Source organism: Maridesulfovibrio pacificus (SeqCode), from assembly GCF_048612815.1.
Classification (GTDB): domain Bacteria; phylum Desulfobacterota; class Desulfovibrionia; order Desulfovibrionales; family Desulfovibrionaceae; genus Maridesulfovibrio; species Maridesulfovibrio pacificus.
In genome coordinates this window covers 2,261,252-2,279,426 of record NZ_JBLZNE010000001.1, presented here as the reverse complement: position 1 = coordinate 2,279,426, position 18,175 = coordinate 2,261,252, and the positions used below count along the sequence as shown (strand labels likewise).

The following is an 18,175-nucleotide window of genomic DNA, read 5'->3' as shown; positions in this document are numbered from 1 at the left end:
TCTTGCGGCCATAGCGCTCAACCCTGCTCCCCTGAGCCTGCAGAAAATGTGCAACGGGTTGAAGTGATGTTGAAAAAAGTTTCTTACCCGTTTCATTTTTGTTTCTCCTGACATAATTGAATCTACTTTGTTTTAAGCAATACTTATGCCGTATATAAAAACAATCTGTGGTCCGGTGTGTTGGGTGAATTAGTGAAGTATATATTATCGATTTAATAAGTGAGTGGCGGCAAAAATGTCCATTTTTTTGAATAATACTGATTTTCATTTTCAATTATCTTCGCCGTCTTGGGTCATTCCCGGTACCATTTTTGAGAACTGTCGTTTTCTGACAGGGAAGGTGGACGAGATAGCATTGCTGTTTTTTGAAACAGAATCCTGCCTTGCTTACACGAAAGCTGATCTCCCGAAGGAATTGATCGATACCGGATTGACATTTCATATTCACCATCCTCTTGATCTGCCCTGGGAAAAAGGTGGAGGGAGGGTTGCTGAAATAGTACTGGCCCTCAATGAAAAAGCCGAGCATCTGAATCCTACGGCCCATGTTGTCCATCCTCCGTCTGCCGGTACTGAAGCAGCAGGTTTAATACGGGAATTTGCGGCCGTTGTTTCACGCAGCGGGATAAATCCTGAGACTGTCCTTTTTGAGAATATAAAAGAAAATTCTTTGCTTGGTCTTAGCGGAGTTATTGCTGATTGCGGGATGAAAATATGCCTTGATCTAGGTCACATACTGGCTTACGCACAACATGACCTTCTGCGTGACCCCGGTTTTGAGGGGCAGGTTTCCATGCTGCATCTTAATGCTCCGGGGCCGAAAGGCCGTCATCTGGGATTGGAACATCTTAGTAGTGATGGGGTTGAAACCCTTGATGTTTTATTTAAAATGCTCGGCAAGGGCGGTACGGTCACTATAGAGGTTTTTGAGGAGAAATCCTTTTTTAAATCTCTGCAATTATTGAGTGATTATTGTACGGCAAGAAGAATAAAGTAAAACCTTGTGAAATTTTTCTTGTGGTTGCAGTCTTTGCTGGAAATAGAGTACGTAAAGATAGTTTTCCCGTTCTTTTGTACTCATGTACCTAGGAGAAATCTTGATTACATTTGTGCTGGGGGGCAATAAGTCGGGAAAATCAGACTACGCCCTCGACCTGTTTGCAGAATATTCCGGCCGGAAATGCTTCATTGCTACCGGAAAAGCCCGAGATATGGCTTTTAGGCAGCAGATTATGGATCATCGGCTGGAGCGCGATCCGTCTATTCCGGTTCTTGAGGCCGGCGCGGACTTGCGTCAGGTTCTGCTTAAGGCTAGAGAAGGGTACGACCACCTGCTGGTGGACAGTTTGGATTTTTGGCTGTTTTCCTGTTCCGAAGTTGCGGACGGAGAGCAGCAGATCGGGGAGGTTGTCCGGCTTTTATCTGAATGGAAAGGGCCGGATGTTGTTTTGGTGTCATGTGAGGTGGGGCTCGGCCCGTTGGCAATGACACGTGAAGTCCGCAGTTTTGTTCGCAGGCTCGGATCAATCAACCGTACAATGGCCGCAATCGCAGATGAAGTTTATCTTGTGGCCGCAGGGTTGCCCCTGACCCTGAAGAAGTAGCTATGGCTTATTTTAAACAGCTTGAAGATCAGCTTCAGGATTTGCTCGCCCTTTGCAATAAGGATGAGCGTTGGCTGGTAGTGGTCAATGCCGACCCGGATTCTCTGGCTTCGGCAATGGCTTTTAAACGTATAATCGGGCGCAGGGTCGCTGAAGTGGGCATTGCTCATATCAACGAGGTCAAGCGTCTAGATAACCTTGCCATGATTCATTACCTGCGTATTCCGGCCCAACGGATGATTCCTACCCTTGTGGCCCAGTACGACAGGTTTGCGATTCTCGATTCGCAGCCGCATCATCATCCCGATTTCGAGGATTTGAAATTTTCTGTGATAATCGACCATCATCCCCTGCCGGAAGAGCCATACCCCCATGCGGAGTATGTGGATATCCGGCCCAAGTATGCAGCTAACTGCACCATGATGACCGAATATCTCTACAACCTGAATATCCGTCCGGCCAAACTTCTGGCCACCGCACTTCTCTACGGTATCAAGACCGATACCCAGAGTTTTGAACGTCCCTTCATTGATGATGACGTCAAGGCTTTCAGATATCTGACTAAATATGCGGATATGGACCTCATCAAGCGCATTACCCGCAGTGAAATCCATCCTGACTGGTTGCGCTATTTCTCCCGCGCTTTTTACAATCTGCGCCGCATCGGTCCGGGGTTGTTTTCTCATATCGGCAAGGTGGAAAACCCGGATACTCTGGTCATACTTGCTGATTTTCTCATGCGCATTCACGGTGTTTCGTGGGACGTTGTTTCCGGCATTTACGAGGATACCCTTGTGGTTATTTTCCGTGGTGACGGCATGCGCAAGGATATGGGCAAAATGGCCGCCAAGCTTTTCAATGAAATAGGTTCCGCTGGTGGTCACAAAGCTGCCGCGCGAGCTGAAATCAAGCTGGAAGCATTGGAAGGTGCCGACCCGGAATCCTTTGTGCTCAAGAAACTGACCAAGGGCAAAAAGTCCGTAAAACGCATCTGATCCTTTCTCAATCAAACAATTGCAGGGTTTGAACCCGAAGGCATATAATGGCACTCAGAGATAAATTGAATTTAGACGGCGAACCACTGTTCCTGATTGACGGTTCCGCTTTTTTTTACCGCGGCTTTCATGCTTACCCGGACCTCAAGCGTTCCGACGGTGTGCCCACCAATGCCATGTTTTTTGTGTTGCGGACCCTGCTCAAGGTCATCAAAGAGGAAAAACCGAAATATCTGGTCTTCATCCTTGACGGCAAGGGCAAGAACTTCCGCCATGAGCTTTACGACCAGTACAAGGCCCAGCGTCCGCCCATGCCAGATGATTTGCGCTCCCAGATTGAGCCGCTTAAGGAAGCTCTCAATGTTATTGGTGTTCCGCTTATTGTCTCCGAAGGTGAAGAGGCTGACGACTGCATTGCTTCCCTTGCTGCCCGTTACAAGTCTGAACGTCCGGTGGTTATCCTTGGAGCGGATAAGGACCTCAAACAGTGTCTTGATGAAAATGTATTCATGTGGGATCCCGCAGGAAAGAAGGAAAAGATTACTTCTCTGACTGATTTCCGCGAAGATACCAAGCTGGAGCCGGAACAATGGGCTGATTTTCAGGCCCTCGTTGGTGACTCCGCTGATAACATCCCCGGAGTGCCGGGAGTGGGTAAGGTTACTGCCACCAAGATAATGGCCGAATACCCGACTCTGGAAGATATCCGCGACAACTACGATAAGCTCAAGCCTGCCATCCAGAAAAAGATGAAGGACGAGCTGGAAAATATTTTTGTCTATCGTGAACTGACCCGCATGCGGCTGGGCAGCTGCCCTGATTGTGACCTTAAGCAGTGCGAGCTTCGTTCTGTGGATGGTGACCGTGCTGCGGAATTCATGACTACCTACGAATTCCGTTCACTTGTGCGGGATGTAAAAACTTTGTTCCCTGCTTCTTCCGGTTCGGCTGCTCCTGCAGCGGCTCCGGTTGCAAAGCCCAAGAAATCCACTGGTGGCCAGCTTTCCCTGTTTGGGGAGGAGGCTCCTGCCCCTGCTGCTCCTGAAAATCGTCTTGAGCTGAAAAAGGTTTCCTCTGCTGCAGAACTTCCTGATTTCACAGGTAAGGAAGTTGGTTTGGTGCGCGAGGGCAATATGTTTTTCATCGGGTTCGACGGTGATGAATGGATGTGCAAGATTACTGCCGCTGAACTTGCCGCCGGATTGCAATCAGCAAAGACAATTGTTGTGGCTGATGTAAAATCATTTCTGCGTGCTGATGACGCGTGGGGGCAGATTCAGCTCTCCCGCTGGTTTGATTTAAGTCTCGCTGCTTATCTGCTCAATCCTGAAGAACGCAACTATGCTTGGGACCGCTTGCGGGCTATGCTTTTTGCCGGAGAAGAACTTCCTGATGCGGTGGATGAGGTTCATCCAGATGCGCAGGGTATGGCCGCGCTGGCTCTTATGCATGTGCTTGGTCCCCGCATTAAATCCGCAGGTCTTGATGAGCTGACAGCAAATCTTGAGATCCCGCTTATTCCTGTTCTGGCAGATATGGAAAAAGCCGGAATCACCATTGATCTGGATGCGTTTGCTGGTTTTCTGACCGAGGTAAATGAACGTATTAACGAGCTTACTCGCGTTATCCACGAGCGTGCCGGTGAGCCGTTTAACATCCGTTCCAGCCAGCAGATGGCTACTGTTCTTTTTGACTCCCTCGGTCTTAAGCCGGGCGGCAAAACCCCTAAAGGGGCACTTTCCACAGCCAACTCTGTATTGGAAAAGCTGAGCGGACAGCATGAAATCATCACCGATATTCTTGAGTATAGGAAGATGGAGAAGCTGCGGTCCACTTATCTCGAACCTCTGCCCAAGCTGGTTAATGCCAAAGGGCGTATTCATACAAATTTTAATCAGCTGGCAACAGCTACCGGACGTCTTTCCAGTTCCGGTCCCAACTTGCAGAACATTCCCATTCGTGGGGATCAGGGCAAGCGTATGCGGGCCTGTTTTACTGCCGGGGAGGGATTGCGTTTAGCAGCTGCGGACTATTCGCAGGTTGAGCTGCGTGTATTGGCTCATTTTTCCGGCGACCCGGCCCTTGTTTCCGCTTTTGAGCATGATGAGGATATTCACTCCCGCACAGCTGCGCTCCTTTTTGACCGTGATCCGGCGGACGTTACTTCCGATGAGCGTCGCAATGCCAAGACCATCAACTTCGGTCTGATTTACGGCATGGGACCGCAGAAGCTTTCCCGTGAGCTGGGTATCAAAATTAACGAGGCGAAAGAGTTTATTGCCAAGTATTTTGAAAAGCTTGATGTGCTCAAAGAATTTTATGATTCCGTAGTGGAGCAGGGACGCGAAAAAGGTTACGTAACCACTCTTTCCGGTCGCCGCCGTCTACTGCCGGAACTTCATTCCACCAGTCCGCAGGTGCTGTCACAGGCCCGCAGGCAGGCTATCAACACAGTTATTCAGGGCAGTGCTGCTGATATTATCAAGATGTCCATGATCAAGGTGGCTGATAACAACGAAATCAAGCATCTCGGCGGCAGGTTGATCCTGCAGATTCATGATGAACTTTTAGTTGAAGGTCCTGAAGAGAATATCGAGGAAATCGGTAAGCTATTGCAAAAAGATATGCAGACTGTGGCTACTCTCGCCGTGCCGCTCAAAGTGGATCTTGGCTTGGGCCGTAACTGGGCGCAAGCACATTAATATCTCCGGCGGTTTAACCCGTCCATGAGTCTTTGCTTTTTTGATAAACCTCTCAGCTTTGGGAGGTTTATTTTTTAAAATGCTTGAATCTTACGGTGAATATTTTTAGAATCCGCCAGATTACTTAAGGAGTTCAATTATGTCTGATGATAAAAAGTGCGGTTGCGGTAGCGAATACGCTAAGGATATGCCCATTCCTGAGGTTAATTTCTCAACATTTGTCATGTCCATGAGTTCTTCCGCTATGGTTCATCTGGGTGAAGTTCCTGATCCTTCAACCGGTAAAGTTGAATTTTCTCCGGTGCTTGCCAAACAGTCTATTGATGTTCTTGCTGTGCTAGAAGATAAAATCAAGAACGGCATGACCGCCGATGAAGAACGACTCCTCTGTGAGATGCTTTACAATCTGCGCATGAAATACGTGCAGAAAACCAAGAAATAGCCGACCTTTTCGACATTTCCTTTGTGCCCCGAGCGGGCTGTCTTTATATACCGATCATTCCGGGCGTGCTCAGTCACGCCCTTTTCTAAAATATTTATCGTAAGGATGGATAGTTATGAGTGCCGTACCTGTAGGACTTGTAGGAGTAACCGGATACACCGGAATGGAACTTACCCGTATTCTGAGTAATCATGACGGGATGAAACTTGTCCGTGTGACTTCCCGTGCTGAGGCCGGCAAAAAACTGGCCGACATTTATCCTTTTCTTAACGGCATGGAGCTCGGTGGGCTTGAAATTACCGCCCCGGATGTTGAGGACCTTGCTGAAGCCTGTGATCTGGTTTTCCTTGCTGTGCCGCATAAGACAGCCATGAACATCGGCGGGCAGCTTTACGACAAAGGCATCAAGGTTGTGGATCTCAGTGCCGATTTCAGAATTCGTGATCGCGAAACTTACGAAGAATGGTACAAGGTGGACCACACCCGCGAAGACCTTCTTCCCGAAGCCGTTTACGGGCTTCCCGAATTTTACCGTGATCAGGTCAAAGGCGCCAAGCTGGTTGCCAACCCCGGCTGCTATCCTACTTCCGTCATTGTCGGTTTGACCCCTGCCTTGCGTGAAGGTCTGGTTGAGACTTCCGATATTGTCATTGATTCTAAATCCGGTACCAGTGGAGCAGGGCGCAAGGCTGCTGTAGGAACCCTTTTCTGTGAAGTTGCGGATTCCTTCCGTGCTTACGGTCTGACCACCCACCGCCACACCCCGGAAATTGAGCAGGAACTTGCTGTTGCTTCCGGTGAAGATATGACCGTTTCTTTCAACACACATCTGCTGCCTATTGACCGGGGCATCCTTTCCACCATTTACACAAAGCTGAAGCCCGGTGTGACTGCCGCAGATATTCGTGCAGCGTATGAAAAGGCATATGGAAATGAAAAGATGATCCGTTTTCTTTCCGAGGGTCAGTTGCCGGAAACACGCTGGGTGCGCGGAACCATATTCTGTGATGTAGCGGTTGTTCCTGACGAGCGTACCGGAAGGCTGATTATCATTGCAGCTATTGATAACCTCTGTCGCGGGGCATCCGGGCAGGCTGTTGCCAACGCCAACCTGATGCTTGGTTTTGAAGAAACCAGAGGCTTGTCTCTTGCTCCGATGATGCCTTAATTCCGGATTCTTTATAATTCATCTTGATTGATATTAAGAAAACGCTGAGGTATAGCTCTGCTAACTAAATAGTATTTTTTTAAAATTATTTTGGGGAATGCGAAGTTATGGCGGAATGTTCGGATGTTTTTCTAGATTCTTTCTTTGTTGCCAGACAACCTGTATTTGACGTGCATAAAGGGGTCTGGGGGTATGAATTGCTTTTCCGCAATTCCGAAGGGAGTAATGTTGCTGATGTGGGTGACGAGGATGCAGCCACATCGCAGGTTATTGCTGACGGTTTCGGATTGATACAGGAAGATATCGATGAAGGACAGAGACTGCTGGTCAACTTTCCCCGCAATATGCTTCTGGAGGGAGCCGCGGATTTTCTGCCCTCCGAAGTTTGTGTTGTTGAGATTTTGGAGCATGTTCAACCAGAGCCCGATGTTCTCGAAGCCCTTAAGGGATTAAAAGAACGAGGCTATGTTCTGGCTCTTGATGACTATATCGGGCAGGATGGCTTTGAGCCTTTTATTGAGTTGGCTGATATAGTCAAAGTCGATTGTCTTGATTTGAATCTTGATGAGCTTGTCAACATCGTTGGTAATCTCAAGCAATTGGACGTGATGCTTCTGGCTGAAAAGGTTGAAGATAATGAAATGTTCCAGCGCTGTCTGGAGCTGGGTTTTGATCTTTTTCAGGGCTTCTTTTTCAGTCGTCCGGAGATTATACCCGGAAAGAAAGTTTCTACCAGCAACCTTAACCGCATGCAGCTTCTGAGTTCCATCAGTGGTGAAGATTTTGACGTTGATGATCTTACAGAGGCTATTAACTCTGATGTTTCGGTGAGCTATCGCCTGTTAAAGTTCATGAATTCCGCTGCATTTGGATTGCCCAACGAGATTCATTCCATCAAACAGGCCATAACCTTGATCGGATACAGGAAACTTGCAGGTTGGCTGCGCATGATTTTGCTTTCAGACATGAGTGCAGGCCCTGCAGGTAACGAACTTGCGTTCCTGTCCATTAAAAGAGCCAAATTTCTGGAGCTGGTCTGTCTGGAAATGAAGCATTGTCCGCTTCCAGCTGAATCAATGTTTATGTTGGGTCTGTTTTCCTTGCTCGATGTCCTGCTGGGCAGGCCTATGGAAGAATTGATGGAAGAGTTGCCTGTTGAAAAAGAACTTATTATGGCCTTGGTTGGTAAACAAAATGACGCTGCGCTATATCTTGATCTGGTAAAATGTCTTGAGAAAGCAGAATGGGATGAGGTTGGGCGTTTGATTATGGGGAATAATCTTTCGTCGCTTGCTGTGGCCAGAAGTCATATGGCAGCAATGCAGTGGGCCAATGAGGTTGTTCTGATGGGACGGGAAAATTAATCTGATCAAGAGCGGGTAAAGATATTATTGTGAGCAGGGAATACGTTAAGCTGGAGAAAAAAGATTTTGAACTGCTGCGTAAGCAGATATACCACATGTGCGGGTTGACTATTTCCGACGGTAAGGAATACCTGATCCAGCATCGTTTTAAATCTCTGTATCAATCCCGTAATTGTCGTTCTTGGGGGGAGTTTTATAATCTTCTGGTTTCAGGCGATACCCATTTTAAGGAAGAAGCTGTATCAGCAATCAGCACCCACGAAACCAGTTTTTTCCGCGACAACCATCCCTTTATAGCTATCAGAAACAAAGTGCTCCCGGAGCTTGTGAAGAAGCGCAGGTCGGGGGCTAAAATAAAAATCTGGTGTGCTGCCTCGTCTACAGGGCAGGAGCCTTATTCACTTTCCATGCTTATTCACGAGTGGAGCAGAACCGTTGGGGGAATATCCCCGGATGATTTTTCAATTCTCGCTACTGATATTTCCGGTACAGTTATTGAGCGCGCTAAACAGGGGCTTTTCAGTAGGCTGGAGAAGTCTCGTGGACTGCCGTCCGGGTATGATAAGTACTTTGAGAAGAATGGCATTAACTGGCAGGTAGGCCCTTCTGTAAAATCGCTTGTTACTTTTAAGAAGTTCAATCTGCTGGATTCTTTCAGGTCTTTAGGTCAATTCGATTTTGTTATGTGCCGTAATGTTTTGATTTATTTCGATGATGCGACAAAAATAGATATTATACACCGCATTCACGATTTGTTGCCGGACAAAGGATATCTCATGCTTGGGGCGACTGAAACTCTGGCAGGGCATACAGACCGTTTTGTCACTGAACATACGGGGGCGGTTCTTCTTTATCGTAAAATGCGTGGAATAAAATAAAAACCGCCAACTTCTTTTAAAGAAGCGGCGGTGATGCTTTTTCAAATATATTCTTTAAATATCGTATTTAGTGCCGAATAAGCTTCTTATTTTCTGGATGAACATATCCATATCCGCAACCGGTTTAAGCAATACGTTGTCGGAAGAAATACCGTAGGTACGGACATCAGGCGGAACTGCATAGTCAACTGATCCGGTGTGGATGATAAAATCCATATCCGGGTGCAGCTTTTTTAAGTGAATGATGAGATCATTGCCATGCATCACCGGAAGACGCATATCTACTATGGCGATGTCAGCATGTTCAGTTTTCATAAGATTCAGGGCTTCTTCGGCACTCCCCACCGAAATGACATCAAGGCCTTCGTCTTCAAGGTAGTCGACAAGGTTTTCCCTGACCATCTGCTCATCATCTACAACCAGAATTCGCATATACTCTCCATCTCATATCATCTGTGATTTTTTGAGCAATGAAGCCCAATGAAATCAATCTCAGACTTGTCTCATTTTCACTATTAACCATAATGCAATGTATTTTTCTTGGCAATGAAAATGAGCGCAAAGTTGAGTTTTATGAGTTGAAATGAAAAAAAGGGAGATCTTTTCAAAGATCTCCCTTTGTAATTATAAAATGCGATATCGATGTTAGCAGCAGAAGGTATTGTAAACCTGTCTGTCTTTGTATTCTGCTTTTTTACCTTCATTCCACTGTTTAACCGGGCGATAATAGCCGACAATTCGAGTATAGACTTCCGATTCAGAGCCGCATTCAGGGCAGGTATGGTGCTCTCCCTGAATATATCCGTGCTCCTTACATATGGAGAAGGTCGGAGTGATAGAGAGGTATGGAATCTTGGTGTTGCGGAATGCTTTGATGATAAAGCTCTTGAGCGCATCAAGGTCAGCTGTGGATTCTCCGAGGAAGGTGTGGAACACCGAACCGCCTGTGTAGAGGGGCTGGAGTTTGTTCTGATGGGTGAGTGCCAGAACAACATCTTCGGAAACTCCTACCGGAAGGGTGGTGGAGTTGGTGTAATACGGAGTTCCGTTGCCGGAGGTCTTGATGTCGGCGTAAAGGGACTTGTCAATTTTCGCCAGACGGTAGCTGGTACCTTCAGCCGGGGTGGCTTCAAGGTTATACAGGCTTCCGGTTTCTTCCTGGAATTGGGAGGTCAGATCACGCAGGTGGTTTAGAACCCGGGTCATGAGCCGGACTCCGGAAGCGGTCTCAATTCCTTTGCCCAGCAGGTTCAGGCAGGCTTCGTGTCCGCCCAGCAGTCCGATGGTTGAGAAATGTCCTTTATAGCCGTTCTTGAGATAGCGGCGGGACCACGGGAACATACCATTATCAAGGTTGGTCTGGATCAGTTTACGCTTGAACTCAAGAGAGTTCTTGGCCTGAATGGCGTATTCCTCAATCAAATCGAGGAAATCCTCTTCACCCTGTGCCAGATAAGCCAGTTTGGGCAGGTTGAGGGTTACTACGCCGATAGATCCTGTCAGGTCCCCTGCTCCGAAGAGTCCGCCGACCTTGTTGCGCAGTTCACGCAGGTCCATTTGCAGGCGGCAGCACATGGAGCGCACATCTTCGGGATTGAGGTCTGAATTAATGAAATTCTGGAAATAAGGTACACCGTATTTTGCGGTCAGGTCGAGCAGGGTGTGGCCGATCTTGGAATCCCACGGGAAGTCTTCAGTTACGTTGTAAGTGGGGATGGGAAAAGAGAATATGCGGTTATGCTGATCTCCGTTAACCATAACTTCAAGGAAGGAGCGGTTGATCATCTCCATTTCCTCGGCATATTCGCCGTAGGTGGTGTCCTGAAGTTTTCCGCCGATGATTACCGCTTCCTTGGCGATGTGTTTTGGCGGAACGAGGTCGAAAGAGAGGTTGGTGAACGGGCTCTGGCCTCCCCATCTGGAGGTGGTGTTCAGGTTGAACACGAATTTCTGCATGGCCTGACGTACTTCCTCGTAGCTGAGGCCGTCATGGCGGATGAACGGGGCTAGGTAGGTATCAACGTTGTTGAAAGCCTGAGCGCCTGCCCATTCGTTTTGCAGAGTGCCGAGAAAGTTGACCATCTGACCGAGGACTGCGTCAAAATGACGTGCCGGTCCGGCACAGGAACGGCCTTCGAGATTGAAACCTTCGAGCAGCAGGTCGCGCAGGGACCATCCGGCGCAATAACCGGCCAGTCCGTAGGAAAGATCATGGATGTGGAAATAGCCGTGTTCGTGAGCCTGCCTGATTTCCTCAGGGTATTTTTCAAGGGCGTAACGTGCCTGAATTGTTCCGGAGAGATGAAGCATGAGACCCTGAAAGGAGTGGGTCATATTGGCATTTTCAGCCACGCGCCAATCACTTTTTTCAAGGTATTCGTCAATTGTTTCCCTGATGTCGAGATAAGCGTCTTTTTGATTTCTGAGCCTGCGGCGGCTATCACGGTAGAGAATGAATTTTTTGGCAACGGAGTGCAGACGGGAATCCATAAGCACTTCTTCGACCATATTCTGAACATGTTCCTGTTCAGGGATGTCGACTCCTTCGAGCTTGTACTCAACCTTTCTGGCCATGCGTTTGGCCATGAGCGGGTCTTTAATTCCGCTCGCGCTCAGTGCTTTGAAAATGGCCTGTGCAATTCGCTCAGTCGACCAGGTCTCCAACCGGCCGTCTCGCTTCATTATCTGCGTGGGCATGATCTCTCCTTGGAGGAATGTAGTTCTGGATGGTCAGTTCAAAACCATCCGGAAGATAACTCTTGGCAGTTTCAACATCTTCATCTGTAAGGATGGGCACCTTGGTCAGACGAAAATAGAAGGCTTTGGGGTTGGCTTCGGCAAGCTCGAAAATCTGTTCAAGGTTTTTCTGCGCTGCTTCAGCGGTAACGGCCTGCCCGGTCAGGGCAGGATACTTTTCATACGGTCCTTTAACATCAACGGCGAACATGTCCGCCAATCCCTGCTGGAGAATATCTTCAAGAATGTCGGGAAGCATTCCGTTGCTGTCCATTTTGATGGGCAGTTTGGATACTTGTCTGATTTCATAAAGAATTTCACCAAGGTTAGGTACCGTTGTAGGCTCGCCACCAGTGATAGTGACCCCGTCAAGCCATTTTGCTCGGTTCCTTAGGAAAGATTTCATGTCTGCTCTGGACAGAAGGGGCAGTCGCTCCATATTCCATGCCATGTCGAAGTTATGGCAAGTGGGGCAGTTTAAATTACATCCGCCGAGGAAGAATACGCAGCAGGATCTGCCGGGCCAGTCACACAGACTGAGCGGTTCAATACCGCGGAGATGATCCCATCCAGAAGAGAGTTCGTTCATGATATTTTTTTACTGAATTATGTGTTTTTTAGAGAAGGCTTTTGCCTGAATTTTGTTTCAGGTCCCGTAGATTATGGGCTGAATCAATTTCAGAGAGAATACTAACTCAGGGCCTGAGTTTTGTACAGGGGGGTGAAAGAAAAATTGTTGTTACATTGTCATTATTAGCGGTTATATATAAATGTGACCAAATAATGGAAAATCAAAAAAGTTTTCCACAAGTTCATAACCTTCAAAGAGCACGGAAAAACAGGACTTTTTCTAAACAAAGTTTAGAAAAAAAAGTTGTTCGTAATGCCGGGAATCAGTTTTTGACAAGGTATGGGAAAATAGTAAGGAAGGTTGTGCGGTTGCACAAAATGATCAGTTCTTTTAGCATAGCAGTATGTGATTTGAAAAGATTTTTGTAGTGAAATTTGAAATTATTGTGCGCTGCTATGTCTCCCCAAGGCTAAAGCCGGTCATCATTACGGCCGAAAAGTTATTTATCTGAAAACGTACCCTTTTTCGTGAGGTATTATGAGAAGCCTTTTGCTCATTACTATATTGACTGTTCTTTGCCATGTGCCTTCTACGGCTCAGGCCAGAAGCATGGAGGAGGAGCGTGATCTGTGTTTGACCAGACAAGCCCTCGCTCGTGCCCAGTGCAAGGATCCGCATGAGTTCAGCTACGTTGGTACAAAAAGAGGTAATATTTACATCTATAATTCTTTTTACGGGGCCAAGTACACGGATTTCTTCTGCAAGATAGAAAACGGTGAAATTACGATTATGTCCCGGAAAAAGAAATTCCGGCGCAGTGTTAAGTATTATATTGATGAGAATGAGTGTGGGATTATTGAATACTTTCCTGCTTCCTGCACTAAGCGTTCAGTAATCAAGTGCTGTTTTCCAAAGTCTGAGAAAGAACTGAAGGCTGATAAGGAAGCTGAGTTCTGGCAGCGTTCCGTACCTGACCTGTTGAAAGAGGATCAGGAGAAGGCTCTGAAGGTGTTACAGAACAAGACCGCTAAATCTTCCGAAACCAAGCCAGAAGAGCAATAGCTGGGGTCAGGGCATAAAGGGGCCAGTAAATTTGGTTATAAGTAAAAAATACTACGGCTCCAAGCAGGAAAAGAGCGTAGACCCATGCTTCACCGTGCTTGGAAAATCGTTTGTTTTTTTCCATTTTCAGGTGGAACATTTCTCGGCGTTCCTGTTGGGATATTTCGGATTCCAGCCGTTTTCGGCCGGATTGCAGTTTATGCCCGCATTTGGAGCAGGCTTTTGCTGCATTGTTATTCTTTTGGCCGCATTTGGTGCAGGTTATCATTAAGCTGTAATCCCTCAGAAGGTTCTGGTATTAAGTTTCAGTGGTATTGGTAAATAATAAAATATGTATGATCGTCAATATTTTATTTGTTTATCTGGAGTAAGCAAGAAAAGTACCATTGTTTTCAGCTGGTTCTTTTTTTTAAATAGATTATTTCGGGAGGGCACTTCAGTTATAATTCTTGCATAAGTAGTGTATGTTAAGGCTTATAATTCTAAACTTCTTGACTATTATAGCTGAATTGAGACATTTTCATGCAAATAATTTAAGAAATTGTGGATGGAGTTTTCATGAGTGACGTGCCCCAGGAAAATGCGCAGATTCCTGACAAAGATAAGCGGATTGATTTTTACCTTAAGGTTCTGGCTCGCCTAAAAGAGCGCAGCACCCTGCGTGAAGTACTTGAGCGCGAGGTTTTCCTTGAGTTCATCAAGTACAATAACAACTGCATTAATGAATTTCCTTTGCTCGAAAAACAGCAGAGCGGGATTATCGCGCTTTTATGTCACCGTTCCACCGATCTCCCATCTCACGAATATATCAAGAAGATTCTCAGTGAATTCATCCTGATGATTGGTCGTTACAGCAAGCTCAAGGACAGCAAGGATAAAGATGCTCTGGATGGCATTCGTTCCCGGCTGATCAATGCTGAGACCCTGCTGATCAAGACTGTCCAGGGTGTGGTTTATGCTTCCTGTCTTATTTCCGATAACTTTGAGGAAGTAACCCTGCGTCATCTGGGTGAACCTGCGCTCAAGAAATACAATACCTTGCTTGAGCAGTATGAGATGGATAAGAATTTCTGGAATGCCCTGATTGAGCAGTTCATCACACAGGAAGTCGAATCCTCCCTTACCGAGATAATCACCAAAGAACGCTACACGCTTACCCGTGATAAGAACTACGTTATACTGCGTTTCCCGTTTGATGATGTCACCGGGCGTTTTTCGTCTGATCTTCCAGCCATTGATAAGACAAGAATTCAAAATGCATTTGAGCAGGTCGGAGCAGATGAAGAGTCTGCGGAAGTTCTGAAGATGACATATAACTCTTTGCTTGATAGCGGGGTGCTGATTCAGGGTGAGGAACCTGTAAGTAATGATACTGTTGAGCGAATTGCCCGCATTGTCTGTATTGATCCGGCTACTACCAAATTTAAACAGGATTATGACGCTGCCATGGAAGCCCTGCGCGAGTCTGCATATTCAGCTGATAGTGCAGAAAAAGAGGCGGAAATGGCCCGTAACATGCAGTTTTCTCAGGATCAGATCGGGGCATGTGCCATCGGGGTAAGCCTTACCCTTGATATTGTTGTCCGAGAATTCCTGCTGGGTCTGAAAAGTTTTACCCAGCGCGATGAAAAGGTTCTGACCATTTTTCTGCGTATGTTTGGGGTGGAAGCCTTGGACAAGTTATTCTTTTACCTTACTGAAGTTAAATTTTCCTCTTTACTTAAGAGTAAGATGCAGGGCGAGGAAAGTAAGATGCAGCTGCGTGTGCTTAAGCGCAGGCGTGCTTCTACCAAGGGTGTGCTGGCACTCAATGAAATAGGTATGACCCGCATCCGTATGTCCAGACTCTGGCTGAAAGATTCTGCAAACAAGAACTGGTTGATTTTTAAACATAATAGCGCCCAAGAGTTGGTAAAAGAAATGCAACTGCTGGTTCTTGAAAAAGAATTGGCAACAGCAATTCTAAGGCTTTACGAGAAGGGCGACCATAAGGTCGAGTTTCTTGTTTTCATCAGCTTGCAGGCTGTTGCCAAGGCTACCAAGGATGTTCGCGGCAAGCTCAACGATCTGTTCATGCGTTTCGGTATCGGTGAGCAGAGCGATGAGCAACTGGCCAAGAAGCTCTCGGGCTCTGCAAAGTAAAATTTATATTTCAGGCAATAAAAAAGCTCTCCCTGTAGTAAACAGGGAGAGCTTTTTGTTTTTTTGACCAATAAATACTAAATAAATACAACAGTTTTGTTGCCGTCTACCAGTACTCTTTCGGTGAGGTGCCATTTTACGGCTCTGCTGAGTACCTGACGTTCAATGTCCCGGCCAAGGACTTTGAGTTCTTCATAGTCGTGGCGGTGGGAAACGCGGATGACGTCCTGTTCAATGATCGGACCCTGATCCAGCTCCTCGGTAACATAGTGGGCAGTAGCCCCGATGAGCTTAACACCCCGTTCTCCGGCCCTGCGGTAAGGGTCGGCACCAACGAATGCAGGCAGGAAGGAGTGGTGGATGTTGATGATGCGGTTGGGATAGGCATCGATCAGTTTGGGGGTCAAAATCTGCATGTAACGGGCGAGAATGACCAGATCTGCATTGCCTTCCATCAGCTCAAGGATTTTGTTCTCTGAGGCTTCTTTGTTGCCTTTTTCCACTGGAACGTGATGGAAGGGAACATCAAATGATTCAACTGCCTTACGCAGGTCATCATGGTTGCTGATGACCATAGTTATTTCGGTATGGAGTTCGTCGCGTTTAGCCCTCCAGAGCAGGTCCATGAGCGCATGGTCGAACTTGGAGACGAGGATAGCTGTTTTTTTCTTGATCCATGCGGGATTGATATTCCACTCCATGTCGAATTTATCAGCAACCTTTTCGGCGAATTCCTGTCTGAATTCTTCAAGGCCGTCTTCAATCCCGTTCATGTGAAATTTCATTCTGAGGAAAAAACGACCTCCAACGGGGTCACTGGAATGCTGGTCGGAATGGATGATATTTGCATTCTTGGAAAACAGGAAACCGGAAACAGCAGAAACGATTCCGGGTCTGTCCTTACAGGATACAGTCAAATATGCTGTAGATTCTCTTGATGATGTCATTGTTTAACTCGATATATAAATAAATTTGTTCCCAAAAAAGGGAGTTCTTTTAACAAGTCAGCTCTTGGCAGGCAAGACAAAGTAGTGGGTGAGAAATATTTGAAATTGAGAGAGTTTTTAAAAAATGTGTTTAAAAATTTCGAAATTATAAAAAAACGCCTTTACAACTGTCGAATCAGAAATTATTTCAGGCTCGATTTCGCTTTCAGGAAAAGTGAACATTGAAAAAATAAATGCAGTCTATCTGCTTTCGAGGTTGGATATGAGTGTTATTAACGGTGAAATGGTTCAGTCCGCAATCAACGGATTTATGTATTTCGGTGATATTGTATTCGCGGTCAGCGGTGCGTTGGCGGCTGGAAGGCGCAGGATGGATATCGTCGGCTATGTGTTGATCGGGACCATTACTGGCCTTGGCGGCGGCTCCTTGCGTGATGTTTTGCTGGATCACCCTGTCTGGTGGACTCATGAGCCTGTGGAGTTGTACCTGTGCATAATGGCTACGCTGCTCACTTATTTTTGCCGTCTTGAAATTAAAGACCGCTATAAGGCTACCGCATGGTTTGACGCGCTCGGCTTGAGTGCATTTGCCGTTACCGGAAGTACTGTCGCCTTTCTGCAGTCGCAGGTGCCGTGGACAGTTGCTGTGTTCATGGGAGTCATGACAGCAACCGGTGGAGGGGTGATACGCGATTTACTGACCGGAAACCGCCCCATGATCCTTTGCGGCGAGCTTTATGCTGTGGCTGCCCTTGCAGGAGCGTTTGTCAACGTGGGCATGATGACATTGCACGTACAGCCCGAAGTTGCCATGGCATCGGGATTTATGGCGACTCTGGTCCTGCGTGGAGCCGCAGTGGTCTTTGATATCCGGCTCGGCCCTCCCGGCGAATTTGTCAGGGTTGGCGGACGTAATAGATCAATGTGATATTTAAAGCCCCTGTCGTTTTCAGGGGCTTTTTTCTGCCATCATAATATTAGTGGAAATTGTCTCTTTATGTTGGCTGGCTTCTGAAGTAATTGTCTGGGCATAAGTTCAAACTGGAGAAATATTATGTTCAGAGAAATTCAGAATACCAAAAAAATATTGCCCGCAGAGTCTGTTGAAGAAATTCTTAAAGCCGGCGAAGAGGGTGTCTTGGCTACATGCGGTGAAGACGGTTACCCCTATGCCACCCCGCTTAATTATGTTTACCACAACGGAGCGATTTATTTCCATTGTGCATTAACCGGACACAAGTTGGACAACATCGATTTTAATTCCAAAGTTTCGTTTTGCGTCTATGTTGATGCTGAACTTGTGCCGTCCAAATTCAGCATCAAGTTCAAATCAGTCGTCGCTTTCGGTAAGGCTGAGGAAGTTTCCGGTGAAGAGAAGAAAGAAGCTTTGCTCGCACTGGTGCACAGGCTTTCTCCGGATCATATTCCCGCAGGCGAAAAGTACATCCATAATGATATGGACAAGACGCGTGTAATTAAAATTAATATCGAACACGCAACGGCAAAAGGTCGCGCGAACTAAATACCCCGCAAATTAATATATTAAAAAGGGCTGGTTTGACAA

Annotated in this window: 17 protein-coding genes; 12 read left to right on the top strand and 5 right to left on the bottom strand. The window is 46.8% G+C overall.

Going from position 1 to position 18,175, the window contains the following annotated elements; translation table 11 throughout:
• The first annotated feature begins 235 nt into the window (after nt 1-235).
• The 8 genes from cbiR (at nt 236) to ACNI23_RS10585 (ending at nt 9,153) form a co-directional block, all read left to right on the top strand.
• Nucleotides 236-997: a cobamide remodeling phosphodiesterase CbiR gene (gene cbiR, locus ACNI23_RS10620; RefSeq protein WP_420248562.1), complete on the top strand. Its 762-nt coding sequence runs from the start codon at nt 236-238 to the stop codon at nt 995-997.
• 100 nt (nt 998-1,097) lie between these two features.
• Nucleotides 1,098-1,604 (top strand): bifunctional adenosylcobinamide kinase/adenosylcobinamide-phosphate guanylyltransferase, encoded by a 507-nt coding sequence (locus ACNI23_RS10615; RefSeq protein ID WP_420248560.1) that lies wholly within the window; start codon nt 1,098-1,100, stop codon nt 1,602-1,604.
• A 2-nt stretch (nt 1,605-1,606) separates the two neighbouring features.
• Complete coding sequence (locus ACNI23_RS10610; RefSeq protein WP_420248558.1) at nt 1,607-2,599, top strand: DHH family phosphoesterase; 993 nt, start codon at nt 1,607-1,609, stop codon at nt 2,597-2,599.
• Nucleotides 2,600-2,646: 47 nt separating this feature from the next.
• Entirely contained in the window at nt 2,647-5,301 is a 2,655-nt protein-coding gene (polA, locus tag ACNI23_RS10605) for a DNA polymerase I (RefSeq protein ID WP_420248556.1), read from the top strand.
• 139 nt (nt 5,302-5,440) lie between these two features.
• Complete coding sequence (locus ACNI23_RS10600; protein WP_015852828.1) at nt 5,441-5,743, top strand: DUF1844 domain-containing protein; 303 nt, start codon at nt 5,441-5,443, stop codon at nt 5,741-5,743.
• Nucleotides 5,744-5,858: 115 nt separating this feature from the next.
• The gene (gene argC / locus ACNI23_RS10595) at nt 5,859-6,911 is read left to right on the top strand and encodes an N-acetyl-gamma-glutamyl-phosphate reductase (RefSeq protein ID WP_420248554.1); all 1,053 of its coding nucleotides are present in this window, start codon (nt 5,859-5,861) and stop codon (nt 6,909-6,911) included.
• A 107-nt stretch (nt 6,912-7,018) separates the two neighbouring features.
• On the top strand, nt 7,019-8,275 hold the full coding sequence (locus tag ACNI23_RS10590) for an EAL and HDOD domain-containing protein (RefSeq protein WP_420248552.1): 1,257 nt from the start codon (nt 7,019-7,021) through the stop codon (nt 8,273-8,275).
• Nucleotides 8,276-8,304: 29 nt separating this feature from the next.
• Nucleotides 8,305-9,153, top strand: a complete 849-nt coding sequence (locus tag ACNI23_RS10585; protein WP_420248551.1) for a CheR family methyltransferase — start codon at nt 8,305-8,307, stop codon at nt 9,151-9,153.
• 54 nt (nt 9,154-9,207) lie between these two features.
• Here the strand turns inward: ACNI23_RS10585 and ACNI23_RS10580 are convergent, their stop codons facing one another.
• From ACNI23_RS10580 to ACNI23_RS10570, 3 genes are all read right to left on the bottom strand, one after another.
• Entirely contained in the window at nt 9,208-9,585 is a 378-nt protein-coding gene (locus tag ACNI23_RS10580; RefSeq protein WP_420248549.1) for a response regulator, read from the bottom strand.
• 213 nt (nt 9,586-9,798) lie between these two features.
• On the bottom strand, nt 9,799-11,850 hold the full coding sequence (locus tag ACNI23_RS10575) for a ribonucleoside triphosphate reductase (protein WP_420248547.1): 2,052 nt from the start codon (nt 11,848-11,850) through the stop codon (nt 9,799-9,801).
• On the bottom strand, nt 11,798-12,478 hold the full coding sequence (locus tag ACNI23_RS10570) for an anaerobic ribonucleoside-triphosphate reductase activating protein (RefSeq protein ID WP_420248546.1): 681 nt from the start codon (nt 12,476-12,478) through the stop codon (nt 11,798-11,800). The genes ACNI23_RS10575 and ACNI23_RS10570 overlap by 53 nt, the downstream gene beginning before the upstream one ends.
• A 519-nt stretch (nt 12,479-12,997) precedes the next feature.
• Here ACNI23_RS10570 and ACNI23_RS10565 point away from each other — a divergent pair.
• A complete protein-coding gene (locus ACNI23_RS10565; protein ID WP_420248544.1) occupies nt 12,998-13,522 on the top strand; it encodes a hypothetical protein in 525 nt (174 codons plus the stop codon).
• Here ACNI23_RS10565 and ACNI23_RS10560 read toward each other — a convergent pair.
• Nucleotides 13,488-13,790, bottom strand: coding sequence for a hypothetical protein (locus ACNI23_RS10560; protein ID WP_420248542.1), 303 nt, complete (start codon nt 13,788-13,790; stop codon nt 13,488-13,490). The genes ACNI23_RS10565 and ACNI23_RS10560 overlap by 35 nt on opposite strands.
• Nucleotides 13,791-14,080: 290 nt before the next feature.
• On the opposite strand from ACNI23_RS10560, the gene ACNI23_RS10555 reads away from it, so the two are divergent.
• Nucleotides 14,081-15,664, top strand: a complete 1,584-nt coding sequence (locus ACNI23_RS10555) for a hypothetical protein (protein ID WP_420248541.1) — start codon at nt 14,081-14,083, stop codon at nt 15,662-15,664.
• Between the two features lie 77 nt (nt 15,665-15,741).
• On the opposite strand, the gene purU is transcribed toward ACNI23_RS10555, so the two are convergent.
• Nucleotides 15,742-16,611 carry a formyltetrahydrofolate deformylase gene (purU, locus tag ACNI23_RS10550; RefSeq protein WP_420248539.1) on the bottom strand — a complete coding sequence of 290 codons (870 nt, stop codon included), beginning with the start codon at nt 16,609-16,611 and terminating at the stop codon, nt 15,742-15,744.
• 262 nt (nt 16,612-16,873) lie between these two features.
• Between purU and ACNI23_RS10545 the strand changes: the two genes are divergently transcribed.
• Together ACNI23_RS10545 and ACNI23_RS10540 are read left to right on the top strand one after the other, a co-directional pair.
• Nucleotides 16,874-17,539, top strand: coding sequence for a trimeric intracellular cation channel family protein (locus ACNI23_RS10545; protein ID WP_420248537.1), 666 nt, complete (start codon nt 16,874-16,876; stop codon nt 17,537-17,539).
• 126 nt (nt 17,540-17,665) lie between these two features.
• Nucleotides 17,666-18,133, top strand: coding sequence for a pyridoxamine 5'-phosphate oxidase family protein (locus ACNI23_RS10540; protein ID WP_420248535.1), 468 nt, complete (start codon nt 17,666-17,668; stop codon nt 18,131-18,133).
• Nucleotides 18,134-18,175 lie beyond the last annotated feature (42 nt).